This is a genomic window from Muricauda sp. SCSIO 65647 (genome assembly GCF_021534965.1).
In the GTDB taxonomy this organism is placed as follows: domain Bacteria; phylum Bacteroidota; class Bacteroidia; order Flavobacteriales; family Flavobacteriaceae; genus Flagellimonas_A.
Genome location: NZ_CP091037.1, coordinates 904,071 through 923,003, shown reverse-complemented (window position 1 = coordinate 923,003; position 18,933 = coordinate 904,071). Strand labels below are relative to the sequence as shown.

Here is an 18,933-nt window from a genome sequence, read left to right as displayed (position 1 = left end):
AAAACCTTACATAATAGTCATAACGTAAGTAGTTTGGAATATTTTTTAGCCATAGATAAAGGCGCGGCCTTCCTATTTTAAAACATTTCATCATTCGGATTTTAGTATCTTGAGAAAAGTTCAATAAAATGATTATTTGAACAACTAGGGTCGGCAAAAGCAAAATCTTGACAATCCCTCAAAAAATTCCATTTTTATTTGCATACTTTCAAGTCCTTATGATTTGTCTTGACCAGATAATTTAAGGTTTGTGCTTTTAAAGTATCTTCGCATATTCATAGTCTTTCGGGTAGTGTTTATGGCGACTTCTTCGTATTCCCGACCATTGAAGGAAAAGCGATAAGTAACGATAAGAACGTTGCCGACATTCATGTTAGATTATAAAAAGTTTTATCGAACACCACTGAATTTTATTCTCTAAATTAAGTCAGTTGAAATCTATCATTATTGGGGCAATCTTAGTGCTGTTTTTGGTAAGTCACTCATCTTACGGTCAAGAGCTACCTGAAAAAGTTGTAAATGAGAATGCTCAATTTTGGATTTCAACAAACAATGTATTCAGAATTGCCGATCGTTGGGCCCTATTGAATGATATCCATGTTCGCAGAAACAATTTTTTGGCGGATCCCAATTTCTATTTCCTTCGTGTAGGCGGGCAGTATTATTTAAATGCCAACCTTCGGTTAGCGGTAGGTTATGCGCACCTTTGGTTGACCCCGACCGGTGATTGGGACAGTTTTCAAAACGAGAATAGAATTTACCAGCAGTTAAGTATATCTAGACGTTATGAAAAGATGAACGCTTTGTTCAGAATTAGATTGGAGCAACGCTTTTTCAATAATGTGCAGGACGGCCAATCATTAAGAGACGATTCTTTTGTCAACCGTATTCGATTTCTGGTCAGTGCCGGATTTCCTTTTAAACAGGGTGGGCCCACAGAATTTATATTAGCTAATGAAACACACCTAAATTTTGGTAAAGATGTAATCTTCAACACCTTTAACCAGAACAGATTAACTGTTGGCATAAAGCACAAATTGAGTAAGCATTGGAAAGTGGACTGCGGATATATGATGGTCTATCAGCAACTCGCTGCGGGCAATGTTTACAATCTCAACCATACCATGCGCCTGTTCTTCTATGGCAGCTTTGATTTCAGGAAGAATAAAAATTTACCATTTAACGAGGTAAGGCATGGTGAAGAGTAAAACAGGTTTACGTTCTGAATACGACAAAATTGAATAAATTGCTGGTAAAAGAGAAAGAAGTTATCCATCAAACCATGGGTAGGTTTAGACACCGTTAAAACGTCGAAAATAATGGAACGAAGAAACTTTGTCAAAAAATCATTGGCAGTGGGGGCAATGGCCGCAATGCCAATACCCTTAAAGGCGTTTGAGGGCATCTTTGACAAAAAACCGTTACGAATCGGCATCGTGGCCGATGTGCATCAAGACATCATTCATGATGGTGTGGAAAGGCTGCGGTTTTTTATGGAAGATATGAAGAAACGCCAGCCGAATTTCATCATTCAATTGGGTGATTTTGCCCTGCCACGAAAACGCAACCAACCATTTTTGGATGTTTGGAACGAATTTGAAGGCTCTAAATATCATGTATTGGGCAATCACGACATGCTCGATCTGGGCTTTACACGAGAGCAGACGATGACGTGGTGGCAAATGGGAAAACGCTACTATACCTTTGATCATGGCGGGCTGCACTTTATTGTTTTGGACGGTAACGATAAAAACCCAAAACCTTGGTCGGGCTATGATCGCTATATTGGTGACGAACAAAAAGAATGGCTGAAAAGCGATTTGGAAAACACAAGAAAACCGACCATTGTATTTTGTCATCAGAGTATGGAGGCTGAAGGGGGCGTCGCTAATGGAGCAGAAATCAGGGCCATTTTCGAAGAAGCCAAAATTTCAACGAAACAATCGAAGGTCATCGCCTGTTTCAGTGGGCATCACCATACCGATTATGTAAAGACCATTAATGATATTCCGTACATACAGATTAACAGCATGTCTTATAAATGGGTCGGGGACAAATACCAATACCACCGTTTCGCACCCCACATAGAAGCTGCGTACCCCAATCTCAGCAAAACCTGTCCGTACCGCAATCCGCTGTATACCCTTCTAACTTTAGATATGGAAAAAAGCACATTGCACTTAGAAGGTAGGGAAACACAGTTCATTCCGCCCACTCCTCATGAATTGAAGATTCCACATGCCCATACCATGCATAGTACCATCACGGAACAAAACGTAAAGGTTTCAATATGATCATGGGGCTTTGTAAAAAGTATTTAGCAGTAAAGCTTCACCGCGTAAACTAGGAAAAATGGACAATAAAAGGCCATGAGACTGCTTTTCATTATCATATTGGGCTTTTGTGCCGCTTACGGATACGCCTTTCAAGACCCACCGAAAACCGAGGTAGTGGTTTCCGTAACCATAGATGATACTGGGCAATCAAATTTATATCGTGTAAATGGAAAAGACTCTATTCAGCAGGGCATTTCGGGCAAGGCGAACTATTTTTTGAAAAGCCATCTGAAAATCGGTTCCGATGACCAACTGGCCCCCCTATGGGAAAACCAAAATTTTTCGGTTGAGGTCTGGGTGCAAACAAAAGCCGAAAACAACGAATATCAAGTAATCGCTGCCAACAAAGACTGGAATTCGGGCGATATTAAAGATTATACCACCAATCATTCTTTTGGCCATAGCAGAACCAGTGGAAAAAATAAGGGATGGGCCCTAACCTGTCAACCTGATGGAAGTTGGGCATGGAACATTGGCGATGGTGAACACCGATTGGATTATCGTCCCACATCACCGCGACAACAAATCAATGACAATCAATGGCATTTTATAGTGTTTACCGTCGATAGGGTAAAAAATGAGGCCCGTATGTACTTTGATGGGGTCAATGTGGCCATTTACAACATTAAAGGGATCGGCAGTCTGAACAGCGAACTGCCCACGGTATTGGCCAATGATGCCCTGGCCGATATGGAGTCGCCATCATTTCAGGGTGCTTTGGACGAATTTAAGATTCATAGCGGGGTTTTGCATGCAACTACCATTGCCAAAAAATACGAAGCGCTGGTTCCTGCCGCAACATTGCCGCGACCGACTTCCGATAGGGTAGAAGAATTGAACCTAATGGCCTGGAATATTTGGCATGGCGGGCGCAGACATGGCAGGGAAATCGGCCCAAAGCAAGTCATCGACTTCATAAAAGACACCAAGACCGATATCGTCATGATGCAAGAAACCTATGGGTCGGGAGCATTGATAGCCGATGCATTGGGCTACTATTTTTACTTGGCAAGCACCAATATTTCGGTCATGAGCAAATATCCCATTTTAGAAACGGCACCGATTTATGATGCTTTTCGATGTGGTGTGACCCAAATTCAATTAAGCGAAACACAAAAAATAAATCTGGCGAGCTTATGGATCCATTACCTGCCTGCATGGCGAAGCGATAGCGAGAAACCTGATGCCACTGCCGAAAAACTGATAGCAGGTGAGGGCGAGACAAGACACAAAGAAATAAAGGAAATCGTTCGCCAGCTGGATGCCAGGATCCAAAATACGGATACGATTCCGTTCATTATTGGGGGCGACTTTAACTCACCTTCCCATGAAGACTGGGTGGCTACCACAAAACAATGGCACCATGGCCTTGTGGTCGAATGGCCCGTAAGCAAGGTAATGCACGAAGCGGGTTTTAGTGATTCCTTTAGGGAAATAAACCCCGACCTTACCTATGAAGAACCGACCATGACACCAGAAAGGTTGACCTATAGAATCGATTATATCTATTATAAGGGGAAAAACCTCAAAGCATTGTCATCGCATATGCACAATGGGCATAAGGGGGCATGGCCCAGTGACCATCCAGCGGTAACAACGACCGTACAATTGAAATAAATGAAGATGAAAAAGCTTTTATTGTTACTCCTATGCGGTGTGTTTCACACAAACGCACAAACAAAAGTAGATTCAACGCGCATCGTTCGTGTACTCAGCTTTAATATTTACCATGGAGAGACCGTTGGCGCCGATAAAAAATTCGATTTGGATCTATTGGCATCCATCATCAATAATGAAGCCCCTGATCTGGTAGCCTTGCAAGAAGTGGATTTTAAGACCAAAAGGGCCTTGGGTTACGATTTGGCCACCGAATTGGGCCAGCGCACAAAAATGGCGCCGCTATTCGGAAAAGCGATGCCTTACAACGGGGGTGAATATGGTGAGGGCGTGCTTTCCAAATATTCATTTTTACATACCAAAAACCATGCTTTGGCAGCTGGGGAAGGCAAAGAACCCCGTGCTGCATTGGAAGTAAATGTGCAGTTAAAAAGCGGAGACCCTATTCGTTTTATAGGTACACATTTAGATCATACCAGAGATGAGACCGATAGGATCAATCAAGCAAAACAACTCAATGAATTGTTTGCAACAAACGACATACCTACAATTTTGGCCGGAGACCTCAATGCCAGACCAGATAGTGAAACCATGGGGATTCTGTTTAAGCAATGGCAACGATCAGATGCAGAAAATACCCCTACGGCACCGGCAAGCGACCCAAGGGCAAAAATAGATTACGTGCTTTTTAGGCCGGCAAACAAATGGTGTGTGTTGGAAACCAAAGTACTATGTAACGAAAAAGCAACAGACCATTGTGTAGTGTTAAGCGTATTGCAATTGTTAGATTGAATTATATAACGATTTTGGCATGACTGATGGGATAAGCGAGCCTTGAAATTAGGAAAGGAAGAGGCCAAAACAGCAATCGAAACAAAATGTCTTTGAAAGGCTGGAATGGAAAAGTAAAGTTCAAATAAAGGATTCAAAGCTTGAGAAAATATAATCTAATCATGTTATTCCTAATTGGGCTTATAAGCTGTGAAGCCCAAAAGCTAGAAGGGGTTTGGCTTGATTATAACCCTAGAGAGTTTATTCACGATTCAATCCATGGAATAACCAGTGGTACTGAAGGTTTTTTCATCGATTTTGATAATCACCGATTGGGGATGTTAGGTGCGGATTCGACCGCCAAGGTTCAAATCGATTATGACAATCAAATTTTAAAAGCTCTGTACCATGATGAATTTGAATTGACATTTTCTACTTTGAATCAAGATTCTGTGGAAATCGACATGGGAGAAAATGTAATGCATGTATTCAGGAAGCTTGATTTAAGTCACAAAACAGGATTGACAAAAGAAGAAATAACTCAATTCTTAGGACAAAAGTGCATAGACTCGGTTCAAGGTTATAAATTGGATTTCACCTTAGAACAATTTTATCGGGATAAGTTTTTAGAACTCCCCCATAGAAGAAACAATCTGTGGAATCATAACCGGGAGGACTTTGGGTTTTGGATTGTGGACAAATATATGGGTAATGCTTTTTTGGTTTTTTCAATTGGACAAACCGAAAGAAAGAATATATTCCAAATTGTTTCCATTTCGGACAGCGAAATTGAGCTTAAACATCTCCAGGAGGACGGGATACTTAAAACCGTGCAGAAATTAAAAACCTGTCAATAACAATGTCTCGTAAAACAAAGGAGACATGACCAAGTTCAAATAAACGATGATTCAATTAGTTAAGTTCTTATATGGTCTGTTATTTGTAACGTTGGGTTTCGGACTATTAACTATTCTCGGGGTAGGCTTGGCTTATGGATTTGACCATTTGGGCTCCAACTGGATTTCTCTTTCAATATTTTTTGGAGCATTGATACTTTGCATCCTGATTATGAATTATGTTCTAAAAAGGTTAGAGAAAAAGTTTAAATAAACGATGAGCACAAAGCTTAAAAAGAGATATAAGATTCATTTTTCAAGTCTAAGGGATTTAATCAATTCCTGGAACCTGATTCCAGACTCTCCTCTGGATGAGTTCGACTCCGTTAACCATATGTGCCTTGGTTTGTTATATAGAGGGGCAGATGAATTCAAACTTCGGGAAGCTATCCATCATGAGCTATCCGTGAACTACGGATTTTCCATTGAAAAGCAAGAATCTGAATTACTTACCAAGCAGGTAATTAAATGGTGGTCGGACAACAAGTAAAGTTCAAATAAACGATAAGATGAATGACAAAAAGAAAAAAAACTGGAAGGCCTTTGCTATAGGAATTATGGTAGGAGTTATTTTATACTTATTGATATTCGATGTAATTATTCCAAATCTTTTTTAAAATCAATAGATCAAATAAAGGATTACGGAATCGTTTACGATTGAGTTTTAATCGAATACTGTTTAAAATAGTTTCACATAGTAAAGAATATGCAGATCATTTGATCTACATTTCTAGGGTGTATGCATTCGAAACAAGGTTTAAAAACTGACGAAATGACTGAAATCCAAATTCTTGTTAACCAGACAAAAAATGCATTTGAGTGGACTAATAAGCTGATTGCTCCCGTACCCACCGAGAAGTGGGAAATCTTGGCAGATGGAATCGGGTCAAATCTAAGCTGGCAGGTCGGCCATCAAATCATCAGCATTTATTACCACACTATTTTGACAACGGTCGGGCATGATTTTGAATTGATTGAAAAACTGAATTTACGTGGGTATACCGAAATGAGTGGATACGACACCTTTGCAAAAGATATGATCGGTGAAACCAAGCCAGAACAACTAAAGGAGCATTTGGAATATATGCAAAGACATTCCCTAAGCGTAATTGAATCGTTATCTGTAAATGACTTGCACAAGGCCGTCGAACCCACTAAAGTTCCACATCCAATAGCTAAAACGAAATTTGAGGCGATAGATTGGAATATCAAACATACCATGTGGCACTGTGGGCAAATTGCAACCTGGAAACGAATTGTAGACCATCCACATGATTTTGGACTGAAAAAGCCAGGCTGAATTTACCTGAAAAACACACTATAACAAGGGCTATAATTCATTTTTGTTTTGTGCCATACCAGCCCGTACCGAACGGTTGGTTTGAGTGGGTTCAAACCCATAAACCTATTATCTCTTTGAAGATTTTTACATCTATTACCATAAGGTTAAACAAAATTCATTTTGTAAGACTTTCAGATGTCTTTAATTATTTTCTATTTTGAAGGCCGTAACAAAGTAATCAACCACTTTTTTCTTTAGAATGGACTATTTTGTCATTACCAGCATTCTTGTCTTTCTCTCAGCCGTATTCGGGTACCTCAATGTAAGATTTATTAAACTGCCCAATACAATAGGGCTGACCTTGATCACCATTTTATTTACACTGGGGGTTTTTGCATTGAGTTATTATGACGATACGCTGCTACAGGCAGAGCGCTTTATCATCTCGAAAATAGATTTCAAGGTGGTCTTGTTGGATATTATGTTGAGCTTTTTGCTTTTTGCGGGGGCCTTGCACACCGATCTACAAAAATTAAAGGAACAACGTTGGCCCGTATTGGTCTTTGCCACTTTTGGCGTTTTGGTTTCTACTTTTTTGGTGGGCACGGGAGTATATTACTTGTTAATGGTACTCGGACTAAACGTGCAGTTCATTTACTGTTTGTTGTTCGGGGCGTTGATTTCCCCAACAGATCCGATTGCCGTTTTGGGCATTCTAAAAAAGGCGGGTGCACCCAAAAAATTGGAGATTAAAATTGTGGGGGAGTCATTGTTCAATGATGGTGTGGGTGTAGTGGTATTCTTGACCATTTTTGGATTGGCCAGTGGTTCAGGAACCGGCTTTTCACTGTCCGGTATTCTCGAGCTGTTTGTGGTTGAGGTTTTCGGAGGGTTGCTTTTAGGCCTCGTTCTAGGCTGGTTGACCTATTATTTTCTAAAAAAAATCGATGACTATAATATTGAAGTCATTATTACCCTCGCCACGGTAATGATCGGTACCCTGGTGGCCACCCATCTTCATGTTTCTGCCCCACTGGCCATGGTGGTGGCAGGACTCATGATCGGCGGAACCAAAACCCGGGAACACGCCATGTCAGAACTAACCGAGGATTACGTTGATAAGTTTTGGGAACTGATAGACATTCTATTGAATACCATTTTGTTCGTGTTGATCGGTATGGAAATGTTGGTGCTAGAATTCAATACCACCTATATTTATGCCGGATTATTGGCCATTCCGATAGCCTTGGCCTGTCGGTATCTTTCTCTGGTCATACCGGTACAACTTTTTCAAAAACGATTGGATTTTGTTCCAAATACCACCCTCATCATGACTTGGGGCGGTCTCAGGGGAGCAATTTCCATTGCTTTGGCCCTCGGGTTGTCTGAGAGCATGGAGCGCGATTTGTTTTTGGTGATCACCTATGTTATTGTCATTTTTTCAATTTTGGTACAGGGCTTGACCATCGAAAAGCTTATTGCCAAACTTCAACTTAAGCCCAAGGGAAATGAATAGCAAAGACTCTTGGTCTTTCGATGATAAATGCCTTTTGATCAATTTGCTATTTTGAGTTAGAAACCATTGTCTCGATAGCTATCTTGAGCAGATTTTTTTTGTGACAAAATTGGGCGGGATAATTATGCTGCCCTTTTGGTGTTGACTTTCCCCCAAGCCCTACTTTGTGTATAAATAGCAGATTCCTGTATATAAATGGCAGATTCCTATTGGCTGGCTTCAAAAAATAACTTACTTTGAACACTTAAACCTGTTGCAGTTCTTATAGTGGGGTGTTGGCAATGGTGGTGTTTAAGGTGTAACAGGACTATCCCAAACTATTTTTAAATTACCGACCGATGAAAAAACTGCCCTTACTTCTATTGTCTTTGTTCTCGGTTTTTGCCTTAGCACAAACGAAGCAGACCTATAAAATCGGGATGCTTTTAGACAACCAAACCCCAGAATTGGCCCCCTTGGTGCAGCAATTGAAAGGTGAAATAAAAGCGGTGGTAGGTGAAGATGCCAATATGGAATTTCCTGAAGATGCCATTTTGGTCAGTAATTTTGATCCAGAAAGGGCCCGAAGCAATTACAATCGACTTTTAGACAGTGATATCGATATCATTTTGGCTTTTGGGGTACTCAATAACGAAATTATCAGTCCACTGACTGTCCATCGGAAACCTACTATACTGTTTGGGGCGGTAAACAGGGATGTGCAACAATTAGATCTTTCAAAGACCAGTTCTGGAATTGAAAATTTCACCTATTTGATAGAATCGGAATCTTATCAAGAAGATTTGAACCGATTTAAGGAGCTCAGTGATTTTAAAAACCTCGGAATTGCCGTAGATGCCCCAATTGCTGAAATCTTGCCCCTTAAGGAAATTTTTGATGCCGAATTGGCCTCGTTAGATGCCAGTTATCGCCTGATAAAATTTGAGTCTGTTGATGACATCATTGCCAACTTGGATGAAATTGATGCCCTGTACATGGCCGGTGGGTTTTTCATGGCTACGGAAGAAAAGAAAATATTGATTCAGAAACTTATCGAGCGCAAAATGCCATCGTTTACGGTCAATGGCCCTGCAGATGTAAAGATGGGCTTTTTGGCCACTTTGCAGGCCGAAGAGAATTTAGATCAATTTTTTAGGCGTATCGCCTTAAATATTGAAGCCTATATCACAGGAACACCAATGGCTGAATTGCCTGTTTTCATAGATTACAATCCAAGGTTGACGATAAACTATAATACTTCTGAATTTATAGAATTTCCCATTAAGTATAGTTTGATTGCGGAAACGGATTTTGTTGGTGAGTTCAGAAACGTGTTGTCTGAAAAGGAATATGACCTTCTCACGGTAATCGATCAGGCCCTAGAACAAAATCTGGCCATTCAGTCTGATCAAAGAGATGTTGATTTGGCCACACAAGACGTAAAGACGGCCACCAGTAATTATTTACCATCCCTTACCGCTTCTGGTACCGCTTCTTATGTGGATCCCGATCTTGCAGAAATTAGCAACGGACAGAACCCAGAGTTCTCCACCGCCGGAAACCTTACGCTCAATCAGACCATTTTCTCTGAAGCGGCCAACGCCAATATTGCCATTCAAAAGAAACTGCAAAAAGCCCAGCAAGAAGATTTTAACGCCGCTCAATTAGATTTGATTTTCAATGCTTCCAATGCTTATTTCAATGTATTGATTCTCAAGGCAAATGCCCAGATACAGGTGCGGAATGTGGATTTGACCAAAAGAAATCTTGAAATATCGAAACAGAATTTTGAAGCCGGACAATCCGGTAAATCCGATATGCTTCGCTTTAGAAGTGAAATGGCCCAGAACACCCAAGCTATGGTCGAGGCCATTAACCAATTGGAACAGGGATTTCTATTTTTAAATCAGATTTTGAACAATCCGACCGATTTAGAAATCGATGTGGCCGATGTGCAAATGGATGAGGGTATTTTTGAAGAATATAAGTACGACGAATTATTCAGTTTGTTGGATAACCCCACCTTACAAGAGTCTTTCACCGATTTTTTGATTCAAGAGGCTTATAAAAATGCCCCTGAATTAAAGTCTTTGGGGTATAACCTTGAAGCCACCGATCGCAACATTCGATTAAACAGCTTTGGTCGTTTTTTGCCTACTGTTGCCTTACAAGGGCAGTACAACTCTACCTTTAATCGTTCAGGGGCGGGGAGTACCGTTCCGCCAAATTTGGGATTTGGATTGGTAGACAATTATTACACTGCCGGGGCAAGTATCTCCATTCCAATTATCAATCAGAACTTGAACAATATCAATAGACAAACCGCACTTATCCAAAAGGATCAATTAGAGATCAACAAAGACAATTTAGAATTGGGCATTGCGGTGAACGTCAGAAATGGGGTATTGAACCTAGTGAACCAAATGTCCAATATTCAATTGTCGAAAATATCGGAAGAAACGGCAGCTGAGGCCCTAGAGCTTACTCGAGCTTCCTATTCAGAGGGTGCCGTCAATATAGTACAGCTACTGGATGCACAGAACAATTTCTTGGATGCCCAATTGGCAAGGGCCAATGCGGTATACAATTTTTTGATCAATGCACTGCAATTGGAACGTTTTCTTGGCTACTACTTTTTGCTGAACGCTGAAGCGGATAACAATGCCTTTAAACAACGATTCTTCGAATATCTGAACAATGAAAAATAACAAAAGAAAATACAGGCCGATGAAATATTTGATGAACGCCTTTTTAGTGGGTAGTATAGGGTTATTGGCACTTTCTTGCGGGGAAGAAAAAAAAGAATCTGAAACACTTCTACGTCCCGTGAAGTATAACGAAGTCGGCTTTTTGGGAGGCCAGAAAGTACGGGTTTTCAGTGGTACTGCCCGTACCGATAAGATCATTAACCTCAGTTTCAGAAATTCAGGAATCATCACACTGTTTGATATGAAGCTTGGGCAAAAGGCCAAAAAGGGCCAGCTTTTGGCAAAACTTGATAATGTGCAGTCGCGGCTGGCCTATGAACAGGCGGTCACCCAGTTGAACAGTGCGGCCTCGCAGATGAATACCAGCAAGCTCAATCTGAACAGAATACGTTCTTTGTATGAAAAGGGAAGCACTTCCCTCAGTGATTTTGAAGCGGCCAAAAACTCTTTCAAAAATGCCGAAGAAGGCTATAAATCGGCCCAACGTGGGGTCGAGATACAGCAAGACCAGATCAATTATGGCTATATCTATGCCCCCGAAGACGGTATCGTAGCTTCAATTTCGGCCGAGATCGATGAAAATGTACAGCCCGGGCAATCTGTGGCGATCCTCAATGCAGGTACCGATATGGAAATCTCATTGGGCCTGCCTGAAAGCGTTATCAACAGGGTTGCTGAGGGCATGAAAGTCAATATTGATTTTTCTTCGTTACCAGGCGAGACATTCGAGGGCAAGGTTACCGAAGTGGCACCGGCGGTCGATGCCAATACAGCGACCTACCCCATTCGTGTGACCGTCATCGACCCAAGTGATGCCATCAAGAGTGGCATGGCGGCCAATGTCGCGTTTGATTTTCAAGACCAGGGGTTGAGCAAAAATACTTTGGTAGTACCCACAAATGCTGTTGGAGAAGATGGTAATGGACGTTTTGTTTTTTTGATAGAGGAAGATGGTGATGGCACAAAGGTGAAGAAACAACCCGTGGTCATTGGCAATCTATCCACAGAGGGCTTTGAGATTTTATCAGGACTATCTGCCGGACAAAAAGTGGCCACCGCCGGATTGCAGACCCTGTTGGATGGCCAAGAAGTAAAACTGCAATAGGCACAAGCAAGAACCAACATGAATCTAGCCAAATTTTCTATCGAAAAGAACAGAATAACCTTCATGGTTCTCGCTACCATTATTCTTTTGGGGGTGTCGATGTATTTCAATTTATCGCGTGATAGTATGCCTCCCTATGTGGTTAGGGTGGCCACGGTGGTTTCCCAATTTCCGGGGGCTAGCCCAGAACGGGTAGAATTATTGGTCACCGATAAAATCGAAAAGGTGGCACAAGAACTTCCCGAACTGGATGAGGTCGGTAGTACCTCACGCACCGGGCTGTCTGTCGTAAGCGTGACCTTGAAAGATGAGGTGAGCAAAGAAAACATGCAAGCCGTCTGGGATCGGTTGCGCCGTAAATTGAATGCCATTCAAGGTTTGCCGAGCGGGGTTATGCCCAACCTGAACGATGATGGTGTGGGCGATGTGTACGGTATTGTTGTGGGCCTCACCTCTGATGGGTATTCGTATACCGAAATGAAAGAATATGCCGATGATATCAAGGACGAACTCATAAAACTGCCCGATGCCGCAAAAGTTGAACTGGGCGGTGTTCAAGAAGAACGGGTCTTTGTTGAGTTTGACAATACCCGTTTGAAAGAATATGGCCTCTCGGCCTCTAGGCTTCAGCAAAGTATTTCGGCCACCAATATATTGAATTCTGGGGGGCAGGTGAACGTGGGCGATGAACGCATCATTTTAGAACCGACCGGAAACTTTGATTCAGTCGATGATATTCGCGAGATTTTAATTGCCGTGGGCGATGGCTCCCAACTGGTAAAATTGGGAGATATCACAAGGGTCACCAAGGGATATATCGACCCACCTACCCAAATTGTGAGCGTCAATGGTCGTGAAGCCATTTCACTACATGTAAACTTGAAAGAGAACAAAAATATCGTATCACTTGGTGAGGCCGTGAACGGCGTAGTGGCAGATTGGCAAAAGAGGCTCCCCGTCGGTTTAGAACTGACACGTGTTTCATCACTCGACACTTACATCGATGTTAAGGTAGGCGATTTCATCATCAACCTGCTACAGTCTATCTCTATTGTTTTATTGGTAATGTTGATTTTTCTTGGTTTTCGAACCGGGTTTGTCATTGCCAGTTTAATACCCATTGTGACCATCATGACCCTTATGGTCATGGGTCTTATTGATGTCGGTCTGAACCAGGTCACCTTGGCGGCATTGATCATGGCACTCGGTATGCTGGTCGATAATGCGATAGTGGTCGCCGAGACCATTATGGTGAAGCTTGAACAGGGCGTTGAAAAGAAAAAGGCGGCCGTTGATGCCTTTTCTGAGCTTTGGATGCCCTTGTTGATATCTACCTTGACCACATCGGCAGCTTTTCTTTCGTTCTATCTGTCGCCGACCACCATGGGTGATATCGTGGGCCCCATTTTTGTGGTGATCACCATTGCCCTGACATCGTCTTGGCTCATAGCACTTACCATCATTACGATGTTCTGTTACCTTTTCTTGAAAGTTGAGCCCAAAGGCGAGAAAAAACCAAGTCTTGTCGATAGAACCATTGACAAACTGAAAGCGTACTACAAAGATTTGATCTTGGTGGCGCTGGCCAATAAGTATAAGGTGATTATCGGCATTTTCATTGCCTTTTTCATTTCGTTGTACGGATTTACAAAGATTCCCTTCATCTTTTTTCCTGACAGTGATAGAAATATGATTACCATAGACATCAACCTTCCTGAGGGCAATAAGATTGAAAGTACCACCGAGGTGGTCAGACAGTTGGAAGAATATATGTCTGACTCATTGAAGACCAATGCAACCAGAACCTTGGGCATTGTCGATTGGTCTTCTTATGTCGGGGAAGGTCCTGAATCATACGATTTGGGCTATTCGCCCGATGAGGCCAATTCAAACTACGCGCATATTCTGGTAAATACCTCATCCTTTAATGAAAATAATGCGATGATCACCAAACTCGACAAATTTGCCTTTGGCAGATTTCCCAATGCCGATATCAAAGTAGGGGCGCTTGGGGCAGGAGGCTCGGGTACTCCGATTGAAATAAAGGTTTCGGGTAGCGATCCCGATGAATTGGCGGAAATAGCCGAGAGTATCAAATTACGGCTTTCAGGTATTTCAGGTACAAAAAATGTAAAAGACGATTGGGGTCCAAAAAGTAAAAAGTTCTTGATTGAAATCGATCAGAGCAGGGCACAAATGGCGGGCATTACCAATCAAGATATCGCAACCTCACTACAAACGGTATTGGATGGGTTTCAAACGGGCGAATACCGCGAAGAAGACAAGTCCATTCCCATTGTGATGCGCAGTGATGCCACACAACAGCAATCACTTGCATCTTTGGAAACATTGAACGTATATTCACAAAACTCGGGTAAGACAGTGCCCTTGCTACAAGTGGCCTCGATCGTACCGGCATGGCAATATTCCAAAATAAAGAGACTCGACCTTCGAAGAACCATCAATATCAGCAGTGAGCTAAGGGATGGGGCCAATGCCTCTGCGATTACTAACGAAATCACACCTTGGCTGGAGCAGCAAATGCAAAACTGGCCAGAACAGTACACCTATAAATTTGGCGGTGATGCCGAAAGCACTGCTGAGAGTATGGGGTCGGTTATCGGATATTTGCCCATTTCTGGCTTTATAATCGTTTTGCTATTGATCATACAGTTCAATTCATTTAGAAAAATGAGCATGGTGGTATTGACAATTCCCTTGGCGATAATTGGGGTGGTCATAGGGCTGTTGGTATTTAGGGAGGCTTTTGGCTTCATGCCCTTTTTGGGGGTCATTTCATTGGCAGGAATCGTCATCAACAACGCCATTGTATTGATCGACCGAATGGAAATTGAACAGAATGACCTGGGCCGCTCTGAACAAGACGCCGTGATCGCTGCTTGCTTACAACGGTTCAGGCCCATTTTGTTGGCAACGTTTACCACAGTGCTCGGTTTGATTCCGCTTTACCTGAGCGGAGGTGAAATGTGGGAAGGTATGGCGGTAAGCATTATGATCGGCTTGTTGTTCGGTACCATCATCACCCTATTGTTCATACCTGCCTTGTACAGTGCGCTGTTCAAGGTAAGCTATAAAGGATATCAATTTAATGAGGCACTTTTGGATGAGTAGTGATGAATTATCAAAACAAGAACCTGAAAGAGTTTTTTAAACAGCTTGGGCGGTCAGTTGTTTTTTGGATAATTGCCATGGCACTTTTTGCCATTTTTAGATACTACGGCCTTTCAGAAGAAGAGGGGGTATCAACTCCTGTTGAATATAGCTTTTCCAGAGCGCTATCTATGTTCGTGCTTTTCGGCCTAGGTATTGGTTTTCTCAGTGCATTTATAGAATTCTTTTTAGATAAATACCTCTCTAAAAAGGTCTCAATCGGGCTGAATTTAATTATAAGCTCTTTCATATACCTTATTACCATTGTATTTCTTTCGACCCTGACCATTGAAATAAGTAATCTGGTTTACGACATGGGGATTAACAACAATAGAGGATGGTGGGTATACGACAAAACCTTTTGGACAATCATCATATACATTGCTTTGGCTACATTGGTCTCATCGTTTATTCAAATTGCGAACGACAAATTTGGCAAAGGCGTTTTCTTGAAAATGCTTTTCGGAAAATACAGGAAGCCAAAAGAAGAGAAACGTATTTTTATGTTTTTAGACCTTAAATCTTCAACGACCATTGCTGAAAAGCTTGGGCACTTCAAGTATAGCCAATTGATTCAAGATTGTTTCTATGATTTGAATGAAGTAGTGCCTGGTTACGACGCCGAAATTTATCAATATGTTGGTGACGAAGCCGTGCTGAGTTGGCCTTATGAAAAAGGGTTGTCGAACAATAATTGTGTCCGACTTTTTTTTGCTTTCAAACAAAAATTGCTCGATAAAAATGACTACTACATAAACAAATACGGGACTTCCCCTGAGTTTAAGGCCGGTTTGCACGGTGGTGTGCTTATGGTCGCCGAAGTTGGGGTGATAAAAAAGGAAGTAGCCTACCACGGTGACGTCATAAACACATCAGCTCGAATACAGGCAGAGTGCAACACACATAATGTCACCCTGTTGATTTCTGAAAAGCTCCTTAATGATTTGCATGATGATGCCCAATCAGCTACGAAATTCTTGGGAAGCGTGCTGTTAAAGGGAAAGCAAAAAGAGGTCAAGATCCATTCCATTTTGAACTATGATCGAGAAATTATATAAATATCGTTTTGAAATTTTTCTTTGCACCCAATTGGCCATACTTTTTGGGTCATTATTGGTGCCCGCCGATTTTTTTGAGTTTACCGTATTGCCAATACTTTATTTGATAAGCATACTTGCCGGTATTTTGATGATTTCAAAGCGCAAGCGGCTGACCTGGTTTTTTATACTGTTGTTTATCGCCTCGGCCATCATTTTTGGTAGTGCGATGATCAATAGGCAAGAATCACAAGAAAACATTTTGATGCGTCTATCGATTTATTTTGTGTTCCATATCGCCGTGACCTGGAACATCATTCAACAAGTATGGCGGGCCAAATACGTGAACAAGAACGTCATTATGGGTTTGATGAGCGGTTATATCTCATTGGGCTTTTTGGCATTTTTTCTGTTCATGTCCATTGAGTTGACACATCCAGGGGCATTTCAGGGCATATTGTTGGAGAATAAAGATATGGGCGTGTTCAGTGAGGCCATACTGTATTATTCGTACATCACTTTGTTGACCATAGGCTACGGGGAGATTGTTCCGGTAGTTCCCATTGCGCAAAAAGCGGCGATGTTGGTAGGGCTGGTCGGCCAGTTCTATTTGGTGATAGTAACCGCGGTCGTGGTCGAAAAATATATCAGGCATTCTGAAAAAGAGAAATGAACGAACCACTCTTCTACAGCACGATTTTGTAGACAGCAGATTTATCGTATATTTGCACCACTGAACGGATAGTAAAGTATTCATGAGGGGACTTCGAGTCCCCTCTTTTATTACTTAAATCTATGCTGAAAGACAAGGTTGCCGAGCTTTTGCACGATGTTTTGAAGAAGAACGAATCACTTTTTTTGATCGATTTTTCCATTTCATCCGACAACAAGATAAAGGTGGTAATCGATGGTGATGAAGGGGTAAGCCTAGAAAACTGTATCGATGTGAGCAGGGCCATTGAACACAACCTTGATAGGGAAGAAGAAGATTTTTCTTTGGAGGTTACCTCGGCGGGTGCAACGGCACCTTTGGTCTATGCCCGACAGTACAAAAAAAATGTCGGCCGAAAATTGAAGATAAAGACAACTAACGCAGAATTTGAGGGCGTATTGACCTCGGCCTCTGATGATAGCATAACGATCGAGTGGAAAGCTCGTGAACCCAAGCCAGTGGGCAAGGGCAAACAAACAGTTCAGAAAAGGCAAGAAATAGCCTTGACTGATATTGAAGAAGCAAAAGTGGTTTTAAAATTTTAATTGGTTAAAAATGGAAAATCTTGCGCTCATCGAATCTTTTTCCGAGTTCAAAGATGACAAGTTCATTGACAGGGTAACGTTGATGGCCATTCTTGAGGAAGTGTTTCGCAATGCGTTGAAGAAAAAATTTGGATCTGACGAGAACTTTGACATCATTATCAACCCTGACAAGGGCGATCTCGAGATTTGGAGAAACCGAATAGTGGTTGAAGATGGTGAGGTTGAAGAGCCCAATGAACAGATTTCGCTTACGGCGGCAAGAAAAATCGAGCCTGACTTTGAAGTGGGTGAAGATGTGTCTGAAGAGGTGAAATTGATGGATCTTGGCCGTAGGGCCATCTTGGCTTTGCGCCAAAACCTCATTGCCAAAATTCATGAGCACGATAATACCACTATCTACAAACAGTTCAAAGATCTTGAGGGTGAAATCTATACGGCAGAGGTGCACCACATACGTCACAAAGCGATTATTTTGCTTGATGACGAGGGCAATGAGATCATCCTTCCGAAAGAAAGGCAGATACCCTCTGACTTCTTTAGAAAAGGTGACAATGTTCGTGGCATCATCGAAAGTGTCGAATTGAAGGGCAATAAGCCGGCCATTATCATGTCGCGTACCTCACCAAAGTTTTTAGAACAGTTGTTCTTTCAAGAGATTCCGGAAGTGTTCGATGGTTTGATCACCGTCAAGAAGGTGGTGCGCATACCCGGTGAAAAAGCAAAGGTTGCCGTTGACTCGTATGATGATAGAATCGACCCTGTGGGTGCCTGTGTGGGCATGAAGGGATCGCGAATACATGGAATTGTACGTGAGCTTGGCAATGAAAATATTGATGTCATCAACTGGACGAACAATCCACAGTTGATGGTCACACGTGCGTTGAGCCCGGCACGGGTAACATCCGTAAAGCTCAATGATGAAAAGATGACCGCCCAAGTGTATTTGAAGCCAGAAGAGGTTTCAAAGGCCATTGGCCGTGGGGGGCATAACATCCGTTTGGCAGGACAGCTGACCGGTTATGAAATCGATGTGTTCAGGGAAGGGGTCGAAGAAGATGTCGAATTGACCGAGTTCTCTGATGAAATCGATGCATGGATCATCGAGGAGTTCAAAAAAATCGGATTGGATACCGCTCGAAGCGTACTTGAGCAAGAGGCAGATGATTTGGTGAAGCGTACCGATTTGGAAGAGGAGACAGTGGCTGAGGTCATACGGATCCTTAAAGAGGAATTTGAAGATTAGACTTATATTAGCAGC

At 42.1% G+C, this 18,933-nt stretch carries 15 protein-coding genes; all 15 read left to right on the top strand.

The annotated features are described in order from the left end of the window. The first annotated feature begins 431 nt into the window (after positions 1 to 431). A complete protein-coding gene (locus L0P89_RS04085) occupies positions 432 to 1,208 on the top strand; it encodes a DUF2490 domain-containing protein (RefSeq protein ID WP_235267126.1) in 777 nt (258 codons plus the stop codon). Positions 1,209 to 1,319: 111 nt separating this feature from the next. After that, on the top strand, positions 1,320 to 2,294 hold the full coding sequence (locus tag L0P89_RS04080; RefSeq protein ID WP_235267125.1) for a metallophosphoesterase: 975 nt from the start codon (positions 1,320 to 1,322) through the stop codon (positions 2,292 to 2,294). A gap of 75 nt (positions 2,295 to 2,369) precedes the next feature. Next, entirely contained in the window at positions 2,370 to 3,953 is a 1,584-nt protein-coding gene (locus L0P89_RS04075; RefSeq protein ID WP_235267124.1) for an endonuclease/exonuclease/phosphatase family protein, read from the top strand. Positions 3,954 to 3,959: 6 nt separating this feature from the next. Continuing rightward, entirely contained in the window at positions 3,960 to 4,745 is a 786-nt protein-coding gene (locus L0P89_RS04070; protein WP_235267123.1) for an endonuclease/exonuclease/phosphatase family protein, read from the top strand. Positions 4,746 to 4,906: 161 nt separating this feature from the next. Beyond that, complete coding sequence (locus L0P89_RS04065) at positions 4,907 to 5,581, top strand: hypothetical protein (protein WP_235267122.1); 675 nt, start codon at positions 4,907 to 4,909, stop codon at positions 5,579 to 5,581. 256 nt (positions 5,582 to 5,837) lie between these two features. Then, a complete protein-coding gene (locus tag L0P89_RS04060; RefSeq protein ID WP_235267121.1) occupies positions 5,838 to 6,110 on the top strand; it encodes a hypothetical protein in 273 nt (90 codons plus the stop codon). 249 nt (positions 6,111 to 6,359) lie between these two features. Further along, entirely contained in the window at positions 6,360 to 6,920 is a 561-nt protein-coding gene (locus tag L0P89_RS04055; protein WP_235267120.1) for a DinB family protein, read from the top strand. Between the two features lie 241 nt (positions 6,921 to 7,161). After that, complete coding sequence (locus L0P89_RS04050) at positions 7,162 to 8,418, top strand: cation:proton antiporter (RefSeq protein WP_235267119.1); 1,257 nt, start codon at positions 7,162 to 7,164, stop codon at positions 8,416 to 8,418. A gap of 338 nt (positions 8,419 to 8,756) precedes the next feature. Further along, the gene (locus L0P89_RS04045; protein ID WP_235267118.1) at positions 8,757 to 11,105 is read left to right on the top strand and encodes a TolC family protein; all 2,349 of its coding nucleotides are present in this window, start codon (positions 8,757 to 8,759) and stop codon (positions 11,103 to 11,105) included. Then, positions 11,095 to 12,210 (top strand): efflux RND transporter periplasmic adaptor subunit, encoded by a 1,116-nt coding sequence (locus tag L0P89_RS04040; RefSeq protein ID WP_235267117.1) that lies wholly within the window; start codon positions 11,095 to 11,097, stop codon positions 12,208 to 12,210. Before L0P89_RS04045 ends, L0P89_RS04040 begins: the two co-directional genes overlap by 11 nt. Before the next feature lie 18 nt (positions 12,211 to 12,228). Beyond that, positions 12,229 to 15,342, top strand: a complete 3,114-nt coding sequence (locus tag L0P89_RS04035) for an efflux RND transporter permease subunit (protein ID WP_235267116.1) — start codon at positions 12,229 to 12,231, stop codon at positions 15,340 to 15,342. 2 nt (positions 15,343 to 15,344) lie between these two features. Then, positions 15,345 to 16,439, top strand: coding sequence for an adenylate/guanylate cyclase domain-containing protein (locus L0P89_RS04030; RefSeq protein ID WP_235267115.1), 1,095 nt, complete (start codon positions 15,345 to 15,347; stop codon positions 16,437 to 16,439). Further along, positions 16,420 to 17,091 (top strand): ion channel, encoded by a 672-nt coding sequence (locus tag L0P89_RS04025; protein ID WP_235267114.1) that lies wholly within the window; start codon positions 16,420 to 16,422, stop codon positions 17,089 to 17,091. The genes L0P89_RS04030 and L0P89_RS04025 overlap by 20 nt, the downstream gene beginning before the upstream one ends. Before the next feature lie 122 nt (positions 17,092 to 17,213). Further along, positions 17,214 to 17,675 carry a ribosome assembly cofactor RimP gene (rimP, locus tag L0P89_RS04020; RefSeq protein WP_235267113.1) on the top strand — a complete coding sequence of 154 codons (462 nt, stop codon included), beginning with the start codon at positions 17,214 to 17,216 and terminating at the stop codon, positions 17,673 to 17,675. A 10-nt stretch (positions 17,676 to 17,685) separates the two neighbouring features. Beyond that, entirely contained in the window at positions 17,686 to 18,918 is a 1,233-nt protein-coding gene (nusA, locus tag L0P89_RS04015) for a transcription termination factor NusA (RefSeq protein ID WP_235267112.1), read from the top strand. Positions 18,919 to 18,933: the final 15 nt, after the last annotated feature.

Bases quoted from the DNA above. Each gene is read 5' to 3' on its own strand.
- L0P89_RS04055 (WP_235267120.1), top strand. From the start codon at position 6,360: ATGCATTCGAAACAAGGTTTAAAAACTGACGAAATGACTGAAATCCAA.
- L0P89_RS04075 (WP_235267124.1), top strand. From the start codon at position 2,370: ATGAGACTGCTTTTCATTATCATATTGGGCTTTTGTGCCGCTTACGGA.
- L0P89_RS04060 (WP_235267121.1), top strand. From the start codon at position 5,838: ATGAGCACAAAGCTTAAAAAGAGATATAAGATTCATTTTTCAAGTCTA.
- L0P89_RS04080 (WP_235267125.1), top strand. From the start codon at position 1,320: ATGGAACGAAGAAACTTTGTCAAAAAATCATTGGCAGTGGGGGCAATG.
- L0P89_RS04045 (WP_235267118.1), top strand. From the start codon at position 8,757: ATGAAAAAACTGCCCTTACTTCTATTGTCTTTGTTCTCGGTTTTTGCC.
- L0P89_RS04035 (WP_235267116.1), top strand. From the start codon at position 12,229: ATGAATCTAGCCAAATTTTCTATCGAAAAGAACAGAATAACCTTCATG.
- nusA (WP_235267112.1), top strand. From the start codon at position 17,686: ATGGAAAATCTTGCGCTCATCGAATCTTTTTCCGAGTTCAAAGATGAC.
- L0P89_RS04040 (WP_235267117.1), top strand. From the start codon at position 11,095: ATGAAAAATAACAAAAGAAAATACAGGCCGATGAAATATTTGATGAAC.
- rimP (WP_235267113.1), top strand. From the start codon at position 17,214: ATGCTGAAAGACAAGGTTGCCGAGCTTTTGCACGATGTTTTGAAGAAG.
- L0P89_RS04070 (WP_235267123.1), top strand. From the start codon at position 3,960: ATGAAAAAGCTTTTATTGTTACTCCTATGCGGTGTGTTTCACACAAAC.
- L0P89_RS04030 (WP_235267115.1), top strand. From the start codon at position 15,345: ATGAATTATCAAAACAAGAACCTGAAAGAGTTTTTTAAACAGCTTGGG.
- L0P89_RS04025 (WP_235267114.1), top strand. From the start codon at position 16,420: ATGATCGAGAAATTATATAAATATCGTTTTGAAATTTTTCTTTGCACC.
- L0P89_RS04065 (WP_235267122.1), top strand. From the start codon at position 4,907: ATGTTATTCCTAATTGGGCTTATAAGCTGTGAAGCCCAAAAGCTAGAA.
- L0P89_RS04050 (WP_235267119.1), top strand. From the start codon at position 7,162: ATGGACTATTTTGTCATTACCAGCATTCTTGTCTTTCTCTCAGCCGTA.